Source organism: Paenibacillus sp. 2KB_22 (assembly GCF_052115745.1).
Taxonomy (GTDB): domain Bacteria; phylum Bacillota; class Bacilli; order Paenibacillales; family Paenibacillaceae; genus Paenibacillus.
The window spans coordinates 166545-191988 of record NZ_JBFRHG010000006.1 but is presented as its reverse complement, the minus strand read 5'-3'; the positions used below and the strand labels follow the sequence as shown (position 1 = coordinate 191988).

Here is a 25444-nt window from a genome sequence, read left to right as displayed (position 1 = left end):
TCTATGCCCAAAATAAGAAGGACTGTGCAGCTCGCTTTGATTGCGTTGCTTCTTTCCAACACTGTACCTGTATCTGCACAACATGATAAGTCGGAGGCACAGATTATGTCTGTGTCTGACATATCCTCAGATGATAATAACAATAGCAAATTAAACGATGTTATGAATAGGGCCGTAACCATGGGGTTCATCAAAGGTGATCCGGATGGGGATGTTCGTGCAGCTGACCCAATCACCCGTCAGGAACTGGCAGTTGTTCTTGCTCAAGCTCTGGGTCTCACACTGGACAAGTCAGTCTCAGCATCTTTTACGGATGTGAAATCTACTAGTTGGTCAGCACCTTCGATTCAGGCGGTCAAGAAGGCGGGGATTTTACAAGGAGATGCAACAGGGCGTTTCCGCCCACAGGCCCAGATTACTGGACAGGAACTGGTGACAGTTCTGGTAAGAGCCACGGCTTTGGCTAAACAAGAAGTTCAGGGAGATTCTCTCCCCTCAGATTGGAAAGAAGCGAGTACATGGGCTGCTCCATATATTCGAACTGCTGAGAAGGCTGAAATTCTAAGCGAATATCAGGGACCGAATAAAGTTAAACAAGGGCTTGTTCGGGGTGAAGCCATAGGCATGTTGTTGTCGGCCCTATTCCCGGAAAACCGCTTGTCTGTCATTCAGTCAATCGAAGGAAAGCAGATTCAGATCAACGGTGTTGTCTATCAGATTTCTGAACAAGTGGGAGGCCTTTTGAATAATCGCAATAAGGCTGTACTGGTTCAGGCTGGAATACGGTTTAAGAGTCAAAATCATACACTCACCGAGATCAACGGGTTGGAAATTAGAACGGGGGGTCAGGATGCGGCCCCAGGAAAAGCTGAATTTAGCGGAAATCTGCTATTGGAGGGTGGAGCCGCCGTAATTCATGGGGATCTAACGACGAAGGCAGACTTTGTTTCAGTGGAAGGACTTACAGTCGAGGGCAAGCTGACGATTGCCCCCGAGGTCAAACATGATTTTTATGCCAAAAATATCAGTGTGAAACAGTCTGTTTTCGTTTATGGCGGTGACAGTAATACGGTTGTATTTGACAATTCCACTCTCAATAATGTGGATGTAGATAAAAGCGATGTACATGTGGCACTAACAGGGGATACCCGTACTCAAGAAGTCAACATTAGATCAGACAGTATGTTTGATATCGGGAAAACAGCTAATCTCCCGTTATTAAATATTCTCGAAGGTACAAGCAAAGTGGAGCTACAAGGAGCCGTTGATACGGTTCAAGTGAATACATCCAAGTCCCTGCAACTCAACGGTAACATCACTTTACAGCAACTCAATGTGGATGGGACAGGCGCTGTCAACATTAATGCATCAGGCTCCATTCAACAGCTTCAAGTGAATAACCCTTCCGCGCAGGTTAATGTGGCGGGCAATGTGAAAGTTTCGGAGATTTCTTTGGCTGCTGGAGTCTCGTCTTCAGTTGTAAGTGGAAATACAGGAACGTCATCTCCAAATCCGGTATCTCCTTCGTTAGGGGGAGCAAGTGGGGGGAGTGGAGGCGGAACATCTCCTGTTGTTGCCAATCGTGCTCCTGAACTACTCAAATCATTCGAAAGTCGCAAGTTTACGCGGAATGGACAAGGAGCAACGTTAAACCTAAACAACTATGTGACGGATCCGGATGGTGACTTGGTAACTTATACGATCAGTTCATCCAAACCTGCCGTTGCAAAGGTTATCCTGAATGGATCGCAATTGGATGTTGTTCCCTTGGAGGATGGCACGGCTACCATAACAGTAACTTCCAATGACGGTCGTGGTAAAAGGCTGAGATCCACATTCGAAGTCTGCGTGAATAGACCTCCTCTTGCATCACCAATTCCTGATCAGGAATTGATAGCTGAGTCAGGTAGCAAGGATGTAGATCTCATGGTCTATGTTATGGATGATGTGAAGTATGAATCGGAGTTGCTATACAGTGTAACAAACAGTGCCCCGGAAATCGTGCACACTGAAATCGTGAAATCGAACTATGCTGAATCTGTACTGAGGTTAACGCCTAAAAAGGCAGGGGAAGTTATTCTTAAAATTAAGGTAGATGATGGGCAAATAGCAGATGATGGCAGTACGGGAGTTACTGAGCTTGACATGAAAGTTGTTGTTCTGCCACCACTCAATCGTGCGCCCGTGGGGGAAGCCCCATCGAAAATAGAGGTATACCTGGGGGAAGACATCCCTGTAGTAAAGTTGAACGAGGGATATACTGATCCAGACGGTGATCCTTTGACGTATACAGCGACTTCATCCAATCCAGACGGGGTAACAGTAGAGGAAAATGAGGGTGAACTGAAGTTAACATCACTTCAAAATGGGACGTATACGATATCATACACAGTGAATGACGGTAACGGAGGAATCACTACAGATTTCTTTGAAATCGATATTCTACTCGTTCCAAATCATAATCCGGTAGGAAATTCACCAGGATGGGTTGAAGCATACCTGGGTTTCCTCACAGATCCTATCCCCTCGGTTGACTTGAATGATTATTATACAGATCCGGATGGTGACCCACTTACATTCAGTGCATACTCCTCTAATCCTCACTTAATTGTTAAGGAGGAAGCGGGTGTACTGAACTTTACCGCTATAGAATTTGGAGAATACATCATTTATTATTCAGTTGAGGATGGAAAAGGTGGTCTCATTTCAACTGCATTTCAGATAAGGGTTAATCCTAAGCCTAATGCTTCTCCAGTGCTTACTCAACATCTTCCTGCTCAAACGGTGTTTGTAGGTAAGGAAGATGCGGTCATCAATCTCTCGGATTATTTTAATGATCCCGATGGAGACGCATTAGAGTTTAATACACCACTTGATTTCAATAATCTCCTGATCGCAGCGGTGGATATTCAAGAAAACAAGCTGATTATTCATCCAAGACGGGTTGGTAAATTTCAAGCTAACATCAAAGCAAAAGATATGTATGGAAAAGAAGCGTCAGCCTATATTGACATTGAAGTTCTTGAATCTGGGAATATCAGTTCAATTCCGGATCAAACGGTAACATGGCCTTGGTCTGTTCAAAATCTTGACCTGACATCGTACCTGCTGAATTTTGATTCAGCCACGTTAACAGTGGATGCTTCCTCAGCAGATCCCAATATTGCGACGGTTTCTACCAATAGTTCACAGATAACTGTTGCTCCAGTTGCTGCAGGAAATACGACAGTCACGTTTACGGTATATGATCAGAAAGGTCGTAGCGAACAAGCGTCCTTTGGCGTGACTATACAAGGAGAACCTACTGGCCCTAACTTGGCCCCCGAGGTAGTAAGTAGCATTTACGAACAAGTATTGACACCTAATGTAACGAATGAGCGCACGTATGATCTGAGTCAACTATTCAGTGACCCCGATGGAGATGCGATGCAATTCACGATAAGCAACAGCTCAAATGAAGCGGTGAATGCAAGCATTAATGGTAACCAGATTATACTAAAACCGGGAACAGGGAATGTCGTTGCCCCTTTAACGATAACAGCAAAGGATGGAAAAGGTGGACAGGTAGATTACACCTTCAACGTTCGCACTGCTTCTCTAGTTAACGGTGGGGTTATGCAGATCAATACGAAGTCCGGCGTCATAGATCCTCTGACCCTTACAGCTTCCAATTGGTTCCCTGGGCAGACGAGTTTTAAAGTATATAGCGGTACGCCGGATTCGACGTTTACAGGACCGGATACGATTAATTCTTCCCAGATCCCTTTGAGTGTATCTCCGTTATTATTCTGGATCATAGGGGATGACGGTAGGGCCGTGGTCGTTCAGGTAAACTCGAAAAATCAGGGCACCTCAGAGTTGTTCTTCTCTCAGTATGCAGACGCAGGGGACGGACGCAGTGTAGTTCAACTTTATTACACAGGTGACGGTGATCCGTCGCATAAAGCAACCGGATATCAGTTGGAAGTTCATCAATGGATGAAAAAGACATCCACAATGAAAGTGACAACAAAAAACATATCTGATGTTACTTCAGGGTTACCTTATATAAACATCAATTATACTTTTTACGACTTTTTCGATATAACGTCAGCTTGGTACTACAATGATGAATTAGAATTGTATAATCCGAATGAGTATAATGTCGTTGCGTTCGTTCTGAGAAAAGATGGACGAATCGTAGATGTCCTAGGTGACCCAACTTCACATGATCAATTCATGCCTGCTGGCGGGACGTTTATTCGAAAACGGGGGATATATACAGGTTCACAACAGTTCTCATTAACCGGTGAATGGAATGAGTTTCCTAAAGGAACTCTACAGTACGTGGACAAACATACACCGTAGACTTGTATTTGCTACAATGATGTTCAGTTTAACAGAGGGTACGTCCTAATAACGAAATGAAAATCCTCCATGCTCTGAAAGAGAGTATGGAGGATTTTTTTCATTTAACCGGATACGGATACATGCAGGATCTAAGAATTTCGTTCTTCTGCTCCTCTGTTCGTTCACGCGGTGCCAATTCTTCTGCATAGGAACGCTCCACCTTGGCGCGCATAAAACGCTCCGCATATTCGTTTGGACGAGAGTGAAGTTCTTTGGCGTACTCACCAAATGAGCTGACATCCCGTACCTTTTCCAACACACTGTTCAGTAGCGGACTGCCTGCATAGAGCAAGGAGGCCGTCTCTTCAGATTCAAACTTGAGGAACAGAATAGCTTTCTGTAGGGCGTTGATTTCACCTTGGGTGAGGTAAACAGCCTGCGTAGCATGCTCTCCTGATGCTTCTGTTTCTTCTGTTTCTTCTGCTTCTTCTGATGCTCCTGGTGTTCCTGGTGTTCCCGGTGAAAATGGTTCATGGCCCTGATTCATAAATCATCACTTCCTGATATGGAATGCAGTTCTCGCTTGGCGGAAGCGCCGAAATGCGGATGAGATTGAAGAGATTTTAGCGCAAGGACTGCGCTTGGAACATGTTTGTGAGCAGTAAGAATAGCAAAAGCTGCACCTTGAAGTAAAATGTAGGCATTCCCCGACAATACATCCTGAGCCAACGTAATCTCAGCTTCGGTAGCAGGTAACAAGGCTAGAGTCTGTAACGCATAAATCTGTACATCCTCATCTTCTTCCGATTCACGAACAAGTTGTGCGGCAGCATGACGAATTTCATCCAAAAGTGAGGAAGACTCTGCCATGCCTAAAGCACGCCATGCTTCAATACGGATGAGATCTTCTTCATGTAAATCCATGCCAATCGCGAGAACTTGCTGAGTAAGTTGGCTATCGGTTAGTTCGATCAGATCACGAAGTGCCTGGAGTTTCTCTTCACCGCTGATTTCGTTAAAATTAGGGTGTTCATTGTTGTTATGATTGAAATGATTCATATCAGACATTGGCTATCATTCACCTCCTGAAGAATATGAAGATGGGGGCGGAAGAATGATCGGACGAGCTGCCAACGCTTCCTCAACAATCTGTTCCGGCGTAAGGTCTCGATCATCCCAGAAAATCAGATTACTGATCTCTGCATAGGGGACCAGCTGCTGTAGCTCCGTTAACATGTCATCCAACTCAGCTTCGGTTCCTTCGGCGTCCATTAGTTTGCGAACCAATTCTACCAGATGCGATCGATTGTCCATATGTATTTACACCTCCTGAATGATTAATATCGTGAACCAACTAGTCTTTCATGGGCTCATTAAATGGATCATATATAATGATCACCGGTAAAAATTTGGGCTCAAGCATCAGACTTATGAGTTGTTCATCTTGATCAGTATAAGAAATGATATAGTTCCCGAAATGAGACTCGTAGATGAAGTTTTGGAATTGAAAGGAATGTTCTGGATACTTTATCTTCATATATAGCGTAGTAACTCCTCGGGCTAAGGTTTCTTTTAACATAGGAATTTGGGCCAAAAGCATAATAGCGACCAGAAAAATTAATATACGTTTAGCGAGACGGGTCAGATGGATTCACCCCATTATCGTAAAACAGTATTTAACAAATTATGAAGGCCCATCTCAAAATAGATGTCACTCCATACGTATAGCCAGATTACCAAACTGCTCGCCTTTTTCCATGCGTTCGAATGCTCTCGCTACGTCTTGCAACGGATATACGCTATCGATTACAGGATGTATGTCATGCTGCTCCACCCATCGCAACATCTGCACAAACTCCTCACGGCTGCCCATAGAGGTGCCGATCAGACTGATCTGCGGGAAGAAGATAGAGCGAATTGGTAGGGTCAGATCATCCCCCGAGCTTGCACCATACATCACGATACGTGCACCTGGTCTGATTATATCAAAATATTTCGGAAACATGGCTTGTCCGATGCTATCCAAGATCATGTCCACAGGTTCCAGATCGTTCTGCAAAATCCAATCGGCATGACTATCCAACGCATGGGTAGCACCCAAGCCCAGTGCCTCATTTCTTTTGGCTTCACTTCTGGAGGTGACAGTCACCTTGGCACCAGCCGCTACTGCCATGAGCAGGGCATAAGTTGCCACACCACCGCCAATACCGGGAATAAGGACATGTTCACCTTGCTTTAATACGCCGCGAGTAAACAAGGCGCGATAGGCCGTCAGCGCTGAAAGGGATAACACGCCTGCTTCCTCCCAAGATAGGTGGGCTGGCTTAGGCAGGGCATTTTCAGCAGGCAACGTTATATATTGAGCCAGCGTTCCATCCGTAGGACCACCAACAATATCGGGCACGATCGGTACGTTATTCGCAACTTCCCAACCGAGTGTAGGATGGATAATGACTTCATCCCCTATCTCGAGTCCACTTACACCTTCGCCAATCTCTACGATAATACCTGCTCCATCGGAACCGGGAATGAGCGGGATGTCCTGGGTTCCGCGTCCTGCCATGATAAATAGATCCCGATGGTTGATTCCAGCGGATTTCAATTGGATCTGCACTTCCCCGGCTTCGGGTACCCGAGATGTTGACTCTGTATATTGAAGACCAGCAAGGCCGCTCTGGCCCGAATGGATCATAGCTTTCATGTCAATATTCCTCCTGTCTATCTAGCCAGATTTCACTACTGAGCCTCATTGTACAGATAGGGCAGATTCACGTAAAATGAACAAAAATGATTGTCAGTATCATTGAAAATAATAGATAAGCACTTTGCATGAATTAGATGATGAAGAATGAATGCCGATATAACGACGAGCAGGTGATCAGGGTATGGATGCAGGTGATTTGAAAATTTTTCAGGCGGTTGCCCGCGAAGGTAGTATCAGTAAAGCTGCACTCGCACTCAATTATGTACAATCCAATGTGACCACACGAATCAAACAGTTGGAGACACAGCTACAAGTACCGCTGTTTCATCGTTCCAATCGGGGGATGTCTCTTACACCAGCGGGCGAGAACCTACTGGTGTATGCGGATCGAATTTTGCAATTATTATATGAAGCAGAGCAGGCCACACAAGTGGGGAATCCGCCTTCCGGCATGCTTCGTCTGGGTGCCATTGAGACAGCAGCTTCCACTTTCCTCACGCCGCTCCTGGCTGAATACAGTTCATGTTACCCGGAGGTACAACACTCGCTTGTCACGGGTGGGACCCATGAGCTGAATCAGAAGGTGATTCAACATGAATTGAATGGGGCGTTAATATATGGCCCAATCGATCATCCTGATCTGAACTATATGAAGATGTATGACGAGGAATTGGTATTGATCGCCGAACCTGGAGTACATGAGATACACGAGTTATTGTCCAGGCCGATGTTATTTTTTGAGATCGGATGCACACATCGCACTCAGGCGGAATCCTTTTTGAAAGATCAGGGTATCCACTCACTGAGCATTATGGAATATGGAACACTGGACACGATTCTGAATGGGGTATCTGCCGGGCTCGGTGTATCATTGCTGCCGCGGTCTTCAGTTACCAAAGCAGAATTAAGAGGTGAGATCGCGGTGATGTCTTTGCCAGATCCCTATTGCCGATTGGAAGTAGGATTTGTGTATTCCCGTGGTGAATATATATCTAGTGCGCTAAGCGCTTTGGTACAGATCATTACAGAACCAGAACTTTAGAGGTTGTTGAAAAAGATAGCTTTTGAACACGCATTATAAAGGAGTGAATGGCTTTGGAGGATACTACGTTAACATTGGCTGATGCATTTAATCAGGTAGATTTTATTGTAGGCGGTCACGGCAGTCGCCAAGTGAAGGTGCTTCAGAACGTACTGGATCAGGTTGATGGGGAGCTGTATAGTGACCACTACGGCAACGGCTCCATCATTGAAGAATTTCAGCAACAGATGGCTGACATTCTCGGCAAGGAATCGGCGGTATTTTTCCCAAGCGGAACGATGGCGCAGCAGATTGCATTACGGATCTGGTGTGACCGAATAGGAGTAAAGCGAGTAGCTTACCACCCTCTGTGTCATCTGGAAATCCATGAGGAAGACGGATTGAAAGAGTTACACCAGATTGAATCGATTTTGCTGGCGGACAAGGATCGGTTGATTCGTTTAGAAGATGTACAAGCGCTTGATCAGGACATTGCCTGCCTGCTGTTGGAACTGCCACAACGCGAGATTGGGGGGCAGTTGCCAGCATATGAAGAACTGGAAGCGATCTCGGCCTATTGCCGTGAGCGCGGGATTAAGCTGCATCTGGACGGGGCACGCCTGTTTGAGATTACTCCCTATTACGAGAAAACGCCAGCGGAGATTTGCAGTCTGTTTGATACGGTGTATGTGTCCTTTTACAAAGGGATCGGGGGCATTGCGGGGGCCATATTGGCCGGGGACACGGATGTGATGCAAGAGTCGAAAGTATGGAAACGGCGGCACGGCGGTGATCTGATCGGCCTGTATCCGTATATTCTGAGTTCCCAGTATTATTTCAATGAACGAATTGGCAAAATGGAGCTTTATTATGAGCAGGCTAAAGAACTGGCATCTCTATTGAATGATTGTCACGGGATACATACCTTGCCCGAGGTCCCGGTATCCAATATGTTCCATGTACATTTTGCGCTCGCTGCTGCCGAAGTTGAACCAATCCTTGTGCAAATGGCTCAGCGGTTTGGCATAGGAATGACTTCATATCTGAACAAGACTAGTGGGAACAGCTGTGCCTTTGAATTGTCCACGGGTGATCGTTATGAGAATATTCCCCAGGATAAGCTGCGTGCAGCACTGGAATGGCTGGATCAAGAGTTGCGTACACAGGTGAGATAACAAGCGGATTCTAATGTAAAGGGGGAGTTCAAGTGAAGTCGATGGAATTAGAACCGATTCGTGATCTTTTGGTGAAAGCTTACAATACGACTATGGGAGAAGGGTGCACGCCCGAAACGCAACAGGGCATTGAGAATTTTGAGCAAAAGTATAACGTGCAACTGCCCGCAGCGTACCGTGCACTTTTGCTTGAATTCGGGGCATGTAATTTCGGCGATCCTGCCTTGTATTCAGCAAAAGAACTGGATTGGGCATATCCCGAGTTTCTGGAAATCTACCGTGAAGTTAAGAAAGAGTACAAGCTGTCGGATGATCTCAATCCGTTCCCGATTGGTGGATTTGGCGAAGGTAGTATGGCTATGCTGGATCAGACCTCGGGCAAGATACTGATGTTGATCCACGATGCAGGAGATACGCCAATTCGAGAGATTGCGGTAGACTTTAATGATTTAATGACGATGCTGACGGAGTCTGCGATCTGGGTACAGGAACAGATGAATTAACAGGGAGACGGAAGGAAGCGCAACAGACCTATGGATATTCGCAAGTTAAGATATTTTGTAACCGTGGCGGAGGAGCTTCATTTTCACCGTGCAGCGGAAAAATTAAACATGACGCAGCCACCCCTGAGCCAGCAGATTCAAAATCTGGAGGAAGAGCTTGGCGTAAAGTTATTGGAGCGCACGAGAAAAATGGTTCGTTTGACGCCAGCGGGTGCCGTCTTTCTGGAACAGGCCAGACTCATCATGGCCCAACTTGATCGATCTATTCAGCTTACACAAAAGGCAGATCAAGGTATCATTGGGCATATATCCGTAGCCTTCGTGGATTCCGCTTCGGGCGGGATCATGGTGGAGGTGCTTAGAAAATTTCGCACTGCGTATCCGCAGATTGAATTGACATTACGTGAGATGACTTCGTCCCAACAATTACAGGCATTGGAAGACGGACAGATCCATATTGGATTTCTGCGGTATCAGGAAGATACCCGACATGTTTCGTTCCGCCCCTGTCAGGAGGAAACGTTGCTCGCCGTGTTGCCAGATCATCACCCGATGTCAGCCCAAACTCAGGTTTCGATTCGAGAACTGGCGGATGAAGATTTTATTTTATTCCCACGGCATCTGGGCTCCCCATTTCATCGAATGGTCCTGGAGTATTGTAGGGCACATGGCGTAGACCCTCGAATTACGCAGGAAGCGATCCAAATGTATACGATTGTGAATCTCGTTGCAGCGGGCATGGGTATTTCCATTGTTCCCTCCTCGGTGAATGTGTTCCAGCGAAAGGGTGTGGTCTTTCTTCCATTACAAGAAAATCCGCCCTCCGTACCGTTGTATACGGCATGGCGAACGGATATGAATCAGGAAGTGGTATCCCGTTTTATGGACATTGTTGAGGGGGAATATGAGTTGCACTAAAGGTTATTTACACTTACACTGCGATGACAGAACAACCTTCCAATCGCTGTTATCCCCAGATTTTTTCGATCCCTTTTCTCAAGGGGAAATCTGGTGCTAAAGGCGAAGTGTATGCTTCCGAAGTAGCTTTCTTGCAGAAAGCTTTTAGCTCCGCTTTTTCAGGTTTTTTCTGTCCTCTCCGTTTTCGTGTAAATGATTAGTTCAACTTAGTATGTTGTGAGTAGTAAAAAAGAAACTATCCCGTCTTGGCTGGATCACGCTCAATCCACGGATTCAGTATTTCATCAATACGAGTCATGATCGCAGAGTCCAGTTTCACACCAGAAGCTTTTACATTTTCCAATACCTGCTCCGGTCGGGATGCACCAATAATGACGGAACTGACATACGAGTGCTGAAGAACCCACGCCACAGCGAGTTGTGGAAGAGTTAGACCAATCTCTTTAGCGAGCGGAACAAGCTGTTGTACAGCGGTAAGAACATCTTCGCGTAACCACTGACCAGCCAGTTTATTGAAAAAGGGTGCGCCTGCCTCCCCAGCTGCACGTGATCCGGCGGGCAACGCTTCGTTAGGCGCATATTTGCCTGATAGTATACCCTGAGCCAGAGGAGACCATGTAATCTGTCCAAGTCCTTCTTGGTCGCTTGCAGGTACCACTTCTTGCTCAATCACACGCCATAACATTGAATATTGGGGCTGACTTGCAATGAAGGGTACATGAAGTTCCCGCGCCAAAGCGGCTCCTCTTGCAATCTGATCCGCGTTCCATTCACTCACCCCGATGTAATGAACCTTGCCCTGACGCACCAGATCGGAGAATGCCAGAAACGACTCTTCCAGCGGAGTATTGTAATCATAACGGTGAGCATAATAGACATCAATATAATCAGTCTGTAGCCGCCGTAATGAACCATTGCATGCTTCTATGATGTGTTTACGTGAAAGTCCGCGGTCATTATGACCTGTGCCGGTTGGATGACAGACTTTGGTGCATAGTTCAATACTTTCTCTTCGTATATCCTTAAGAGCCTGTCCCAAGACAGTTTCTGCCTTCGTATTCGAGTACACGTCTGCCGTATCAAATGTGGTAATGCCTGTATCCAAAGCGGCCCGTACACAAGCTTCTGCTATTCCATCCTCGACTTGCGCTCCATGCGTAATCCAGTTGCCGAGTGAAATCTCACTGACGGTTAATCCACTGTTTCCTAATTTACGATATTCCATGTATGCCGCCTCCCTATGTGATCTGGACTCCATTGTAGCAATGGCAGATTAATAGGTGAAATATCTTTTAACCTCATCTTTGATACGAAAAAAGTATCAGTGAACCTACATTTTCTCCTGGAGGTATTTGCGATAGAGAGCAGGCGTAATTTCCTCGAACTTTTTGAATATTTTAATAAAATATCCCGATTCATTGAATCCCAGCTCATCACTGATCTGTGAGACAGGCATGTCGGTGACCTCCAACAATTGCTTAGCCCACTTAATCTTGAGTTTTGCCAGGTAGGTTGTGAAGTTCTCGCCGGTTTCCTTGGCAAATAGCCTGCTGAAATAACTCGGACTCAGGTGGCATAGATCAGCCATTTGTTTGAGCGAAACTTGTTCGCTTTTGTGACTATGAATGTATTCAAAAGCAGGCTGAAGCACCGGACTGGAGCTTTCGGCATCACTTGGGCTGTTCTTGAGATAAGCATCTGCAATCGCATTGGTCATCTCTTTTTTGATCGACTCGATATTGCGAATGGAGTACCCAGGCAGAATGGTGGAGAGGTTTAACGACTCCTGATTGCCTGAAGCTTTCTCGAACATTTCAACTAACAGATTTTTGTTGAGTGCTTCTTCCACAATGTAGTTGCAGAGCAGGGATAACATGTTGGAGATTTTTACAATCTCTTCATAGGTCATCACAGGCAGCTGGGCGTAATCATCCTTTAATTCCTCCAACTTGGCTGCATGCATGGGGACGTTTTTGGACGTGACAATTTGCTCCAGGTCGCGGCCTTTTTCCGGGTCGGCAAGTTTCACTTGTCCTGCCATGACGGCGCCGATATATTTGCCATCGATTGTGATTGGAATCGCGATATCTATAATATTGAAATGGCATAAATACACATAAGGCTCATTCAATCGAACTGCTTCCAGACCACCGCGCGAATCACATTTTTGGCAGTAGGGGAGCAGCTCGGGGTCTTTGCGTACATTCTGGCAGAAGGCCTGACAGCTGCTGTGACTCGTTACAGGAATGCCTTTATAATCAACGGTGAGGATCGCCAGTTTGGTTACTGTTGCGAGAGAATCTTGTAGACGCTTCCATTTATTAAGGTCCAGAATTTTATTGATATGCAGATATTCTTTGATCATTGGTGCAACCTCCATAGGCTAACCTGATTCATAATTTAGGCCGTTAAAAGTTAGCAAGTTGTACATATTAAGATGTAATGATGACGGGTAATGTATAATGGGAGGTCAAAATTCAACCATCTCATGACAATAACATACCATGATTGCACTAAAAAGCAAAAAATTACGATTGTAAATTATAATAATTTGTTATCAAAGTCCACTGTAAACCTGCTGCTCATGCGTTATATTAAGGTCAATTGTAAGAAATTAAAATTTGATGTAATCACTTCACCAATTCATATCATTAGGAGGCATATATTATTATGAGAAAAGCATTTATCAGCCCAACCAAATATGTACAAGGCGAAGACGAGTTGTTGAACCTGGGGTACTTTGTTAAATCCTTTGGAGAATCTGCCTTGTTGATCGCACATCCGGATGATGTACAGCGTGTCAAAGCAAAGCTTGATGCAACAGCGGAGAAATTTAACATTACGTTTGTTGAAAGCGGTTTTAAAGGGGAATGTTCCCGTGAGGAAGTTGCTCGTCTGCAAGCGATCGCAAAGGAAAAAGGATGTGACTCTACCATCGGTCTTGGTGGCGGTAAAGCGATCGATGCTGCCAAATGTGTAGCTGAAGGTGAAGCACTAATCATCTGCCCAACCATTGCGGCAACAGACGCACCGACAAGTCACTCTGCTGTATTGTACACACCGGATGGTTCTTTCGATGACTATGCTTACTTCAAACAAAGCCCAAGTGTAGTTCTCGTTGATACAACGGTAATTGCCAATGCACCAACACGTTTCCTCGTATCCGGTATGGGAGATGCGCTCTCTACATACTTCGAAGCAAGAGCAACAGCGAAATCCTACTCTCGTGTAAACGCAAGTCTGCCAATGGGTTCCCGCGAAGGATATACTCCATCTGCTGTTGGTACCAATGCGGCACTTGCACTGGCAAAACTGTGTTATGAAATGCTGCTGACTGACGGTGCAAAAGCAAAAGTAGCGAGTGACAGTAACGTTGTGACACAAGCGCTGGAAAACATTGTTGAGACGAACATTTTGTTGTCAGGTCTGGGATTCGAAAGTGGAGGTCTGGCCGCAGCACATGCGATCCACAACGGCTTGACGGTTCTGGAAGGCACACATCACTTCTTCCACGGTGAAAAAGTATCCTTCGGTACGATTGCACAACTGGTCCTTGAAAATGCACCAACCGAAGAGCTGCATGAAGTTATGGACTTCTGTCTTGAAGTAGGACTGCCTATTAGCTTGGCGGACATCGGTGTAGACAAGATTAGTCAGGAAGAGTTGTTGAAAGTGGCAGAGATCGCTTGTATTCCGGAAGAATCGATTCACGCGATGCCTTTCCCAATCACCGTTCCTGAAGTGGCTGCTGCCATTGCAGCGGCTGACCGTATGGGACGGGAGTACAAAGCAGCTCGCCGGGAGGCAAAATAATGAAGAAAATCATTAACCAAGCCGAACATGTTGTTATGGAAATGTGTAACGGGATTGCGCTTGCGCACCCGGAGCTTGAATTTTTGAAAAAATATAAAGTCATCAAACGCAGAGAGATTCGGGCCGATAAAGTCAGCCTGATCAGTGGCGGAGGCAGCGGACATGAACCGGCTCACGCTGGTTATGTAGGTAAAGGGATGTTGGATGCAGCGGTATGTGGAGATGTATTCGCATCACCTTCCCAAATCCAGGTGTATCAAGCGATTAAGGCAACCGCCAGCAACAAGGGTACACTCTTGATCATCAAGAACTACAGCGGTGACATGATGAACTTCAAGAACGCAGCGCATCTGGCTGAAGAAGATGGCATCGACGTACAGTATGTTCGTGTTGAGGATGACATTGCTGTACAAGACAGCCTGTATACCGTTGGACGTCGGGGCGTTGCCGGAACTGTACTGGTTCACAAGATTGCCGGAGCAGCAGCCGAAGAAGGCCGTAGTCTGGCCGATGTGAAATCCGTTGCCGAGAAAGCAGCTCAGAACGTTCGCAGTATTGGTTTTGGATTCACATCCTGTACCGTGCCAGCCAAAGGCACGCCTACATTCGAAATTGCTGAAGATGAGATGGAATTCGGCGTAGGTATCCATGGTGAGCCAGGTATCCGTCGGGAAAAAATCGTATCGGCTGATGAACTGGCAGGACGTATGGTTGAAGCATTGCTTGCCGATATGAAGCTGGATACGGCTTCTGCTGAGATTGCAGTGCTTGTGAATGGTTTTGGCGCAACGCCACTGCAAGAACTGTACCTGCTTAACAATTCCGTTCAGCGTGAGCTTGCAGGACATGCAGGTCTGAAGGTCGCTACTACGTTTGTAGGCAACTATATGACAAGTATCGATATGGCGGGTGCATCGGTGACGATCCTGGAACTGGATGATGAACTAAAAACGCTGTTGTTCAAGGAAAGTGATACACCTGCATTTAAAGTATCTGGCCCTCCAGTAGCACAAGTGGCGTATTCCGAAGCGCTGGAAGCTGTTGTGGGTGAAGACGCTCCCGTATCTTACGAAGTGGAGACGGATGAATCAGCTGCGGTAATCGAAGGCAATCAATTTTCACTGGACAATGTCGTCTATCTGATCGATAAGATGGGTGAGATCATCATCAAGAACGAGGTACCGTTCTGTGAACTGGATTCACATGCCGGTGATGGCGATTTCGGTATGAGTGTGGCCAAAGGCTTCCGCCAGTTGAAACGCGAATGGAATCACATCATTAACGAAGATAAAAAAGACATCGGATCGTTCCTGGATGCATGCTCCTTGGTCATCATGGAATATTGTGGCGGCGCATCCGGCCCAATCTGGGGTTCGGCATTCCGTGCGGCGGGCAAAGCTGTAGGGGATAAACAGCAATTAAACGTTGCTGAGTTCGCCGAAATGATCCATGCAGCCGTGCAAGGAATTCAGTCTACTGGAGAGCGTTCCTTCGGACGTGGAGCTGTTGTAGGTGACAAGACCTTGATCGATGCACTCGTTCCGTGTGCCGATTCCTGGACACAAAGTGCGGAGTCTGGTGATGACTTCAAAACCGCATTTGCCAAAGGTGCGGCAGCAGCCGTTGAAGGTGCGAAGAAAACCGAAGACATCGTAGCACGTATGGGACGCGCGGGTACCGTGGGCGATCGTAGTTTGGGCTACCCTGATGCTGGCGCGTATGCGCTGGGTGTTATTTTCACAGAGTTATCCGAGTCCATGAAGTAAGGAAGCTTATCGTTCTAGATGAATTACTGATGTTTATTTTATATTATAATGTCGGTAACTTTTTAGTATTTTGTCGGTAGTTTTATTTTATGTTGTCAGCAAACACGCAAACTCCAATTATTCAATGAGTAATAAATAATTACGTAATGTTCTTTCAACAGAATGCAGTATCCACAGTGATACTGCATTTTCTGTTGTATAATGTGCTTTATGTATTTTGTTAACATGGTACCAGCTATAAAACAAATAACATATTGCAACAGTGATACTTGTTTGTTACAAAAGTGATCTGCGTTAAAGGATGCCCTGATGGGTACAGGCTCTATTAGTGGTGTATCAGATTGTGGCGTGCTGGAATTAAGTAAATGAAGAGGGATGTGCTGCGCTGGAACAGAGTGTCACCCAATCTTAATCTTTATTGTATTAAATTTAGATGGGACCTTCTATTATTATACAAGTTTCAAACTACTATTATACTTAAAAGAGAATACATAATGTGAATAAAATGGAAACATATGCTTTTGGATAAAGGAACAATACTTGTGCTGCTGCGATCCATGCTGGGCGCAATGGATGTGAAGCTCACGGCAGCAACAGATGATACGATTACGGCCATGGTTAACGGAAAGACGATTACTTTGAAAAGCAACTTTCGCGCCGATCCGTATTGTTGGAGATGCTGTAGGTTGTTATGAAATTGATTGGGATGCTGCGACGCGCATGGTATTGCTGGTTTCCAAAGGTGGGGAAACGGAAACCGTTCAAACGGGCGGACGCGGCGCAACAGAAAATGTTCTAGATATGGGACATACCAGGAATGGTACTACACTGAAAAGATCACACCTCCAACGAGACGTATACGCGAGTGGGAGACATTTTGAAGAAAAATAGATTGGAAGCGAATAACCTAAATACTTTTGAGAGTATGTTGGCCAGCCTGAAATTTATGAAAGTAGATATGATGTTTCTGCTGCAAGCCGGACGGAAGTCGTTATCGGCCACTGGAACAGCCGCTTCGCTCTTAAAGGTGAAGATTGCTCTCCCTGTTCGGAAGACGAATCGTAAGTGGGAGAACGTTGCAAATTATTCCTTGAAGAATATCCGATTCTCATCTATTTTGCTACATGCCTGATCAGATTTGATTTGTGCTGCTCACTAATGTCCCTTCAAAAACGAGAGAAAAATCAATCAAGCTAACTTAGTACCATATTTGAAAGACAACAAAATAATATGATTATTTATCATAATGTCATTATTACTAATTAAGTAATAGAAACTTTATTTAGGAAATCAAATGATAAGTTTAAGTTTGTATTTGAAAAAAGTATTTATTTGGGATATATTATACTTTGTATTTATTTGCATCATTCTTTGGAAGGAGTATTTAAGTGTCAAACGATATTTTTCTTTCGCCTGAAAATCTACGAGAAATGAGAGTCGCAGTTGGTATAACCGTCCCTACTGTGCCTGAGGCTCATATTGTTAATCCACTAGTTTTTATGACAAAGAATGGTGGAGAGTTGGCAATTATGGATAAAAAACTTGCTCATAGTTTACTGGAAGTCATGGTTATTGAAAACAGTAAGAAAGAGAAGAGGACAATAAATCAACTTTCAGGAGAGGAAAATCTTCTATATTTTGATTTATTATCATCATTCATTGACTTTATTCATGAAGAAGAGGTCATTGAAAAATATGATCTAAACGATACAACAGCAAGAATTGTATTTAATCATGACCCCTGGACACTAGATCGCGATGGATTGCAACCTGTTAAACGATTTCATACCCATTTTTACATTGTAAATAACCAAGTTGAAGATCAGATACAAAAGAATTCTACCGTTTATGGAGAGTTAAAAGATAAATATGAAAGAAGGAGAATTGTAGATCCTTTTAGTTTTCTAGGAGCGAGTATTTTATTTGATATACATAGTAACTTACTGAAGACAACTGATCTTTGTATTCAAGTTACGGAACCTGATCCTGAACAAACCATTGAAAAAGGACTGCCATTGGGGTTAAATGTAAAACTTTCTACTATAGGTGCTACAACAGACAAAGCAAGTTTGAGGAAGTACATAGTTAACTTGAATGCACTTATTGACCATTCGTATAACGAACTCTATCTGGCAATAACAGGTGAAACTTCGCCAGCGAAACTATTAAAGCGTCATGGTGTATTGAACAAAAAGACCGTTTTAGAAAACTTATCTAGAATAAGTTGGTTATCGGCAAAGAGTTTTCAGGGTCTCGAAGAAGCGATTATGAAACTAAGACCAGCTTCAGATAAGTTGTTTATGAGGAAGCACCACCTCGATATGCTCATTTCTCATAACATATTAAATGGATTAGCGTATACTTTCTCTATTAGTAAATTAATATCTTCTGATCGCTCAAAAAGTGACATTCTTGATATAAATATATCCATTAGATTATTTGGAGATACAGGTGGAGCAGGTATGTTTGGTTACTCTGGTAAGAGCGCCATTGTATTAAAACGCGGAGATGGGGTTTATAGCAGGATAGAATTGGCTAAGAGGCATAACTTTCAAAAAGATTTTCAAACGTATTTAATAAAGCAGCTGAATTCTAATTATGCTTATAAGAGTATGAAGTCTGCACAAGCAAACAGACTATTGAATCCCTATTATAATAATAAAGTAAAGGCAAGTTCCGAAATATCCCAAGAATTAATTCTAAAAATCATTAACCATCATAGAAATAAATGATTTTTATGCGATGAATTGTAACATGAAGTACCCCACCTAATTGCAAGGGTATACAAATATTAATTAAATGAATTGAAAGCAGTTGTAGGATTTTTCAGGTTACTCAAAATAACATATTTCTTATGAAATTTTTATCAAAGATTCCTGATCTATTTTTGAAAACGTAATCAATGAACTATAGAATTGAACAGGTTTCCGAAATTTTTGTTGAGAAAGATAAATTAAATAATTTCTTGAAGAGGAGCGATTTTGATGGGTAATAATGAAACTGTTTTAGGTAAATTGGAAGTAGTATTAGGGAATCTATTAAATACTCAAGAAAAAATTATGGCGGAAGAGAGTCTATCAAAATGGGGACTCGATTCCTTAAAGACGATAGAACTCATCGTTATCTTAGAGAATGAATTTGATATTGTTTTTGATAATAATGATCTGTTGCTTGATAATTTTGGAACCATCAATACTATAGTTTCATTATTAACAAGAGTAAGATCAAGTTGATAATTTGCGGATGTAATTTGGAGGTAGAAGCTATGAATGATGTAAAATTGCCAATGATAAGACCTTCTGTACATGGCTACCTATGTAACGCCTATCCACTCTCAATTGTAATGCAGCACAGTCAATCTGAAGCTTGGTTTTACAGCAATTATATTCAATTGATTTGTGCTGGGAACTTTCCAGAAGGTAAATTCTTTTCGTTTTATACATCTAACTTGCCTTGGTACGATTTCTTTATGAGTTGTCCTCTCATTAATTATCAGAAAATTAATCAACGCTTTGTGGAAAAATATATAGGTGGGATTATAGGCTTTATTTGTGATTCTATTGATCAAAATCAATATGTTCATTTGTATGTAGATGAAAGTTATATAGCACACAAAAAGGCGTATAAAAATAATGCTTTGCCTCATGAGATGCTGATTTTTGGGTATAACAAAGAGACAATGAAATTTCATGTGTCAGGATATAATTCAAATGTCATATTTGGAGAATACGAGGTAGACTTTGAAGAATTTCTATTAGCTTTCAACAATTGTGATAAAACTAAAAATAGAGAATATTTATGTTTATTGTCTTATAACGAGGAGCATAACTACCACTTTGATCTAAACTTAGTTATTAGATCTTTAAAAGAACTTAGATTTAGTCTTAATTCATCCTATCATTATCGTTCGATGAGCACTCCTTCCAATTGGATATTTGGATTATCAATTTATGATCATATTATTAAATATCTAAATAATCAAATTAGTGTATTAAAGGAAAAGATCGATTTCCGAATCTTTCATACAATGTGGGAGCATAAGAGTGTGATGCTATCTAGATTAGATTATCTGAAAAAACATCATTATTTAGAAGATGATGACGAGCTTATAAAAATTTATTCTGAAATTAAATCGGATTCATTAATTTTAAGAAACATGGCTATGATGTACAACATAAATGAAAACCCCACTATTATAACTTCTATAATAGAAAAAATGACAATGATTAAAAGTGTAGAAGAGGATGCATTAAGTCACTTGATTTCACAGTTGGAAAGCGTGGAGATTAACGAGAAACTTCTGAGTCATTATTATCTATAATGTAAACGGGAGTATTGCCGAACAACAGGACAAGATATAAAGAAATGAGGTGCGGTATGAGTTATAGGCAACTAGGTAAAACCGATCTTAAAGTAAAAAGAGTTGGATTTGGCGGTGCCGAAATTGGTTTTGAGAATAAAAGTGTAGATGAAGTGAGAGACTTACTTAATAGTGCTCTGGATGATGGTTTGAACGTTATCGATACAGCAGAATGTTATTTATCAAGCGAGGCTTTAATAGGGGAGGCGATCTCACACAGGAGGGAAGAATACTATCTATTTACGAAATGTGGGCATAAGAGCGGTTTGGATTATCCTGATTGGAGTTCAGAATTAATTAACCAAAGTGTATACAGAAGTCTTAACAATTTAAGAACGGATTATATTGATATATTGCATCTACATGGCTGTCCTAGAGATGTAATGGAGCAGACGAATATTATAGATTCATTGATAAAGATCAAAGAGTCTGGTGCGTGCAGATACATTGGTTACAGTGGTGATGGGGAAGATGCACTTTATGCAATACAGAGCGGAGTATTTGATACATTGCAAACTACGATTAATATTGCCGATCAGGAATCGGTTTCTTTCTTATTGCCTGCAGTTGAAGAACGGAATATTGGATTAATTGCCAAGAGACCAATAGCCAATGTTGCATGGATTAAAGGTGAAAATGAACATAAAAAATATCTGCAGATGTTAGATATGTCATCTAAGTTAGGTAAGAAACTAAATATTCCTCCGAAGGCAGTAGTCACATATTACGATAGATTAAACAAACTAAACTATGACTTTAGTCATCTTATGAAGCATGAAGTGGAATTATCCAATATAGCGCTTCGTTTCACGCTATCAATTCCGGCTGTTGATATTGCTATTATCGGAACCACTAATCCATCAAGATGGAAGGAAAATGAGGCATATCTACTAGAGGGGGCATTACCAGAAGAGATTTATCATTATATTAGAAACAGGTGGGAGGAGGTTGCAGATCCAACATGGAGAGCAATCAATTAATTAGCGCCAATGAAATTCAAGGATGGAGAAACAGTTTTGTTCAAGAGGGATTTGTACTTGTTAAAAATATTCTTGATGAACAGACTATTTCTCAACTAAAGAATTCATTTATTAGACTCATGAGCAAAGTGGACGATGATCCTATAAGTTATAAAACGAGATACACTCTGAATTCACAGACTGACAAGGATACTTGGGGAGTAAACAACATTTTTGATTTTAACTTATATGAGGAGTCATTCGGTGAAATCTATAACGTCAATACAGTCATGCAAATCCTCACGTCAATATTGGGTGATGAATTAAGGTTTTGGGGAGCTCATGCGTTATGGGCGCCAAAGAAGAGCGATTATGAACTTAGGTGGCATCGAGATTATGGGGACAACTCGTATTATAACCCGACTGGGGAGTCGAACCATGTACAGTTTAACATTCCTCTAGTGAAAGATAGTTGTTTTATTGCAATTGCAGGCTCTCACAAAAGACAATTAACTGTCGAAGAGCAACAAGAAGTAGACAACGATGGAACGAAGTATTTTGATAATCAGGTAAGGCTTACATGTGAGCCAGGAGATATTTTGTTTATGAACGCTCATACTCTGCACAGGGGAAGTTGTAGCGCTGGAACAGAACGTATGACTCTCCATTACAGTATTCAAGCGAAAGATCAGAACTATGGAGGACATACTTCGTTTGGAGAGATGAGATTAGATGGATACTTAGATCGTATGAATCCAAATGTGAGAGTCCTTATGGAGAATCTGATTGAATGGGATAATAATCATAAACTAAGTGTCAAGGATGCAATTAATCAAATGAGAATAAAAAAGGAAATTGAGTTGTATAACTCTCGGAAAAAGAGCGGTCAATAAAGCGAAGGAATTAGTGTTTAAGATATAAAAGTTGAAAGAATAACTAAACCGAACAGGTAATAAAGGCCGGCTGTTCGGTTTTTTTTCTTTCAACTTACCCGGAAAACCAGGAAACAATGTAAGCGTCAACTCCGCACATCTAGAAAAGCGATGCGATTCAAGAGATCGTATGCGTAGCGAAATTTGTGCGCGAAGTAAATAGATGCGAGCTGTTTTTTTTGAGTATTAATTTGCTTAATTCACAAAGGAACTTCCACACTTGATTTTACAAATATTTAAAATAAAAAAAGCATATATTGACATTTAATACGCTTACATAATATAGTATTAGAGTTACTCAAAAGGAGGTCGTTACATGAAGAGAAAAATATTACCAATGGGTGACCCATTAATAAATACATATAACATATATGGAAGTATATTCTCAATTATTGCGGATGAGCAAAACATGCTGGATTGGGTTTATAACAATTTTATACAGATTCAGTATGTGCATGATTGGAATACGCTGTTCTTTGATAAGCATCACCAACTTTTGGATAATTGTCCATGGTTGGCTAAATACCGAATCCCTATAAATTTGGTTAATGAAAAATGGGACGAGAAAAAAGACTTCTTTATACAAACAATAGAAGAAGAATATTATATATATTGCTATGTCGACAGATTTTATTTACCTAGTTCAACTTCTTTCCATAAAGAACACAACTATCATGAGGTTTTAGTGTTTGGCTTTGATCTTGAAAAAAATGTATTTTATCTTGCAGACAACCTTGCGAATGGAAAGTATATAACTGTAGAGATAAATGTTACAGATTTTGTTGCTGCATTTGAAAACGTCTATTCTGATAATGACTTTTTTACGGGGATTCATATTATGAAAAAGCGAGCTGAGGACACTTCAATAGATGTTAAGCAGATTTTCAATTCCTTCCAAGATTTTATCGATTCTAGAAAAACCAACAATTTAGAATACAACGTGGATGTGGTTTACGGACAGGAGGCTTTGAATCAGGTTCGTCTTAACGTGATTGATCGAAAAGAGTCTAAAGTAAAACTTGATGTTAGAGCATTCCATCTACTTTGGGAACATAAAAAACTTATGTCTTTGCGATTAGAATTCTTATACCAGAAAAATCTTATCAGGGAACATTCATATGTAGAGGAATATAAAAAAATTGAAAAAGAAATGTTACTAATAAGAAATAATGCATTGAAATATAATTTGGTAAAGGATACAAAAATACTAGACTGGATTGATTCCAAGTTATTTAGCAGTACCGAAACTGAAAAAGAGATTCTTGAAGCTATAGTTGGAAGGGCCGAACGATAAAGAACCTAGTCTTTTTGTCATTAAAAGATAGAATGAAGATTTCTACAAATACTAATATGCCAAGTTTCACTGCTGTTCATCTAACAACACCATTAGCATTTTAAAACAAGCGTTAATCGTACAGTTTATGAACGGACTAAAAGGTTGTCGGAATCTGATTTTAATAACTATTTTTTGAGAACATTGAATGATATGGAGTTGAAGTTTCGAGAGATTCATCATGTATTTACTGGAAATAAGGAGGATTTTCCTTTAAATCAGAGGCCAGCTCCATTTACAGAGTTGCAGAAGTAATAAGACCAACAAGTAAATCGTATTCAGAAGTCAAATAAACATCAAAAATTATTACTTCATCATACGAAGTTAAATGGTCTTGCTTACTTTTTCGCTTAATACAGACATAAGTATTAATAATTTTAATTCCATGAGACTAAACTTCTCGTTCAGACAGTTTGGAGGAGTGGGGGCTGGATTTCAAAGATCATAGTTTCAATCTAGCCTACAAAAATGGTTATTAGTTGATCTAAATAATTTCTATTAAACCACTCTGAAAAATGCTGCATCAGTAAATAAGCTACTTAACCCTTACTGTGAAAAAATTTGAATTAGATAAAAAACATCAAGAAAGCTTGTGGCGCTTCTTGCTCAAATAAAAGTGAAAACAAGAATTTTTAAACTATGGAGGGTAATTTAAGTGGAAATTTATGCCCAAACTCCGCATAGCCAAAGCACAGATAATTTTGAAGATTATATCTCTAGACTAACTACATTGGCAGAAAAGTATGGTTACAGAGGCGTTCTGGTTACTTACTCTACGACAAGCCTAAACCCTTGGATAATAATAAATTTCATAATAAATTCCTCGAAAGACATTGAGTTACTTATTGCTGTTCAGCCTGAAACACTTCCAGCCAGTACATTAGCTAATTTAATCCAAAGTGTAGAGGTTCTCTATAAGAGGAAAGTTGCAATAAATGTAATTCATGGAACTGCCAAAAGATTAGAAGAGAATATTGAAGTTGTTAAACAAACGAATAGATATGCCTGGCTCAAAGATTATATTAATAGTATAAAAGAAAATTTGTATAATAACCAACCGTCCTATGACTTTTCTAATTTTCAAAATCATTCATTTAAAACTGAACGAATTACAGCTGAATTTTTTATTTCAGGAACCTCACTGGATGGATTTAAGACGACTACAGAAGCTGCTGCTGATGCATATCTAACGATTCCAAAGCCTATTGATCTCTTTAAAAATGAATATAAAAATTTAGTTATAAGTTCTATGGGGGTATGCTTTGGTATTATTGCTCGTTCTACCAGTCAAGAAGCTTGGGAAATTGCTCGCTCACTCTATCCAACTAACAGGAAGAACGAAGTAGAACTTTTAATGAAAAAGAATTCTAAAATGAATTCGGTAAGTTTTTTAGCAGATTTAGCATTAGAACATGAAGTTTATGACAAAGTATACTGGCTTGGTGTGTTTAAGAGTGGAAAGAATATTTATCCTTATTTGGTAGGAGACTATGATGAAGTAGCATGTTACTTGAATGAGTATAAAAAATTAGGCGTGAATAAAATAATTCTAAATACCCCATTTACTGAAGAGGAATTTATTCATCGAAATGAGGTCTTTGAAAAATTAAAAAAACTGTAAAGGAGAGCAT

At 41.7% G+C, this 25444-nt stretch carries 22 protein-coding genes; 16 read left to right on the top strand and 6 right to left on the bottom strand.

Annotated features, from left to right (window positions below):
• The first annotated feature begins 3 nt into the window (after window positions 1-3).
• Complete coding sequence (locus tag AB4111_RS26255; RefSeq protein WP_442033851.1) at window positions 4-4347, top strand: Ig-like domain-containing protein; 4344 nt, start codon at window positions 4-6, stop codon at window positions 4345-4347.
• A gap of 100 nt (window positions 4348-4447) precedes the next feature.
• Here AB4111_RS26255 and AB4111_RS26250 read toward each other — a convergent pair whose 3' ends face one another.
• The 4 genes from AB4111_RS26250 to AB4111_RS26235 form a co-directional block, all read right to left on the bottom strand.
• Window positions 4448-4876: a hypothetical protein gene (locus tag AB4111_RS26250; protein WP_442033849.1), complete on the bottom strand. Its 429-nt coding sequence runs from the start codon at window positions 4874-4876 to the stop codon at window positions 4448-4450.
• Window positions 4873-5397, bottom strand: a complete 525-nt coding sequence (locus tag AB4111_RS26245; RefSeq protein ID WP_442033847.1) for a HEAT repeat domain-containing protein — start codon at window positions 5395-5397, stop codon at window positions 4873-4875. Before AB4111_RS26245 ends, AB4111_RS26250 begins: the two co-directional genes overlap by 4 nt.
• A 6-nt stretch (window positions 5398-5403) precedes the next feature.
• Window positions 5404-5643 (bottom strand): bacteriocin immunity protein, encoded by a 240-nt coding sequence (locus AB4111_RS26240; RefSeq protein WP_442033845.1) that lies wholly within the window; start codon window positions 5641-5643, stop codon window positions 5404-5406.
• A gap of 397 nt (window positions 5644-6040) precedes the next feature.
• Window positions 6041-7030, bottom strand: a complete 990-nt coding sequence (locus AB4111_RS26235; protein ID WP_442033843.1) for a quinone oxidoreductase family protein — start codon at window positions 7028-7030, stop codon at window positions 6041-6043.
• Between the two features lie 184 nt (window positions 7031-7214).
• On the opposite strand from AB4111_RS26235, the gene AB4111_RS26230 reads away from it, so the two are divergent.
• From AB4111_RS26230 to AB4111_RS26215, 4 genes are read left to right on the top strand one after another with little or no spacing between them, the layout of a single operon-like run.
• Window positions 7215-8075: a LysR family transcriptional regulator gene (locus AB4111_RS26230; protein WP_442033841.1), complete on the top strand. Its 861-nt coding sequence runs from the start codon at window positions 7215-7217 to the stop codon at window positions 8073-8075.
• Between the two features lie 47 nt (window positions 8076-8122).
• Window positions 8123-9229, top strand: a complete 1107-nt coding sequence (locus AB4111_RS26225) for a threonine aldolase family protein (protein ID WP_442033839.1) — start codon at window positions 8123-8125, stop codon at window positions 9227-9229.
• Window positions 9230-9270: 41 nt separating this feature from the next.
• Complete coding sequence (locus AB4111_RS26220) at window positions 9271-9732, top strand: SMI1/KNR4 family protein (protein ID WP_442033954.1); 462 nt, start codon at window positions 9271-9273, stop codon at window positions 9730-9732.
• Between the two features lie 30 nt (window positions 9733-9762).
• Complete coding sequence (locus AB4111_RS26215) at window positions 9763-10650, top strand: LysR family transcriptional regulator (RefSeq protein WP_442033837.1); 888 nt, start codon at window positions 9763-9765, stop codon at window positions 10648-10650.
• A gap of 235 nt (window positions 10651-10885) precedes the next feature.
• Here the strand turns inward: AB4111_RS26215 and AB4111_RS26210 are convergent, their stop codons facing one another.
• Together AB4111_RS26210 and AB4111_RS26205 are read right to left on the bottom strand one after the other, a co-directional pair.
• Window positions 10886-11875 carry an aldo/keto reductase family protein gene (locus tag AB4111_RS26210; RefSeq protein ID WP_442033835.1) on the bottom strand — a complete coding sequence of 330 codons (990 nt, stop codon included), beginning with the start codon at window positions 11873-11875 and terminating at the stop codon, window positions 10886-10888.
• Between the two features lie 105 nt (window positions 11876-11980).
• A complete protein-coding gene (locus AB4111_RS26205) occupies window positions 11981-13015 on the bottom strand; it encodes a PocR ligand-binding domain-containing protein (protein ID WP_442033833.1) in 1035 nt (344 codons plus the stop codon).
• Window positions 13016-13320: 305 nt separating this feature from the next.
• Between AB4111_RS26205 and AB4111_RS26200 the strand changes: the two genes are divergently transcribed.
• From AB4111_RS26200 to AB4111_RS26150, 11 genes are all read left to right on the top strand, one after another.
• On the top strand, window positions 13321-14463 hold the full coding sequence (locus AB4111_RS26200; RefSeq protein WP_427435942.1) for a glycerol dehydrogenase: 1143 nt from the start codon (window positions 13321-13323) through the stop codon (window positions 14461-14463).
• Window positions 14463-16229 carry a dihydroxyacetone kinase subunit DhaK gene (dhaK, locus tag AB4111_RS26195; protein ID WP_442033830.1) on the top strand — a complete coding sequence of 589 codons (1767 nt, stop codon included), beginning with the start codon at window positions 14463-14465 and terminating at the stop codon, window positions 16227-16229. The genes AB4111_RS26200 and dhaK overlap by 1 nt, the downstream gene beginning before the upstream one ends.
• Window positions 16230-16750: 521 nt before the next feature.
• Complete coding sequence (locus tag AB4111_RS26190; protein WP_340910116.1) at window positions 16751-16924, top strand: hypothetical protein; 174 nt, start codon at window positions 16751-16753, stop codon at window positions 16922-16924.
• 182 nt (window positions 16925-17106) lie between these two features.
• Window positions 17107-17361 (top strand): hypothetical protein, encoded by a 255-nt coding sequence (locus AB4111_RS26185; RefSeq protein WP_442033828.1) that lies wholly within the window; start codon window positions 17107-17109, stop codon window positions 17359-17361.
• Window positions 17362-17617: 256 nt separating this feature from the next.
• Window positions 17618-18961, top strand: a complete 1344-nt coding sequence (locus AB4111_RS26180) for a hypothetical protein (RefSeq protein ID WP_442033826.1) — start codon at window positions 17618-17620, stop codon at window positions 18959-18961.
• Window positions 18962-19213: 252 nt separating this feature from the next.
• Complete coding sequence (locus tag AB4111_RS26175) at window positions 19214-19462, top strand: phosphopantetheine-binding protein (protein ID WP_442033824.1); 249 nt, start codon at window positions 19214-19216, stop codon at window positions 19460-19462.
• 32 nt (window positions 19463-19494) lie between these two features.
• Window positions 19495-20550 (top strand): hypothetical protein, encoded by a 1056-nt coding sequence (locus AB4111_RS26170; protein WP_340910106.1) that lies wholly within the window; start codon window positions 19495-19497, stop codon window positions 20548-20550.
• A 56-nt stretch (window positions 20551-20606) separates the two neighbouring features.
• Window positions 20607-21569, top strand: coding sequence for an aldo/keto reductase (locus tag AB4111_RS26165; protein WP_340910104.1), 963 nt, complete (start codon window positions 20607-20609; stop codon window positions 21567-21569).
• The gene (locus tag AB4111_RS26160) at window positions 21551-22441 is read left to right on the top strand and encodes a phytanoyl-CoA dioxygenase family protein (RefSeq protein ID WP_442033822.1); all 891 of its coding nucleotides are present in this window, start codon (window positions 21551-21553) and stop codon (window positions 22439-22441) included. Before AB4111_RS26165 ends, AB4111_RS26160 begins: the two co-directional genes overlap by 19 nt.
• A gap of 355 nt (window positions 22442-22796) precedes the next feature.
• Window positions 22797-23774, top strand: a complete 978-nt coding sequence (locus tag AB4111_RS26155; RefSeq protein ID WP_442033820.1) for a hypothetical protein — start codon at window positions 22797-22799, stop codon at window positions 23772-23774.
• Window positions 23775-24468: 694 nt separating this feature from the next.
• The gene (locus tag AB4111_RS26150; RefSeq protein WP_340910096.1) at window positions 24469-25434 is read left to right on the top strand and encodes an LLM class flavin-dependent oxidoreductase; all 966 of its coding nucleotides are present in this window, start codon (window positions 24469-24471) and stop codon (window positions 25432-25434) included.
• Window positions 25435-25444: the final 10 nt, after the last annotated feature.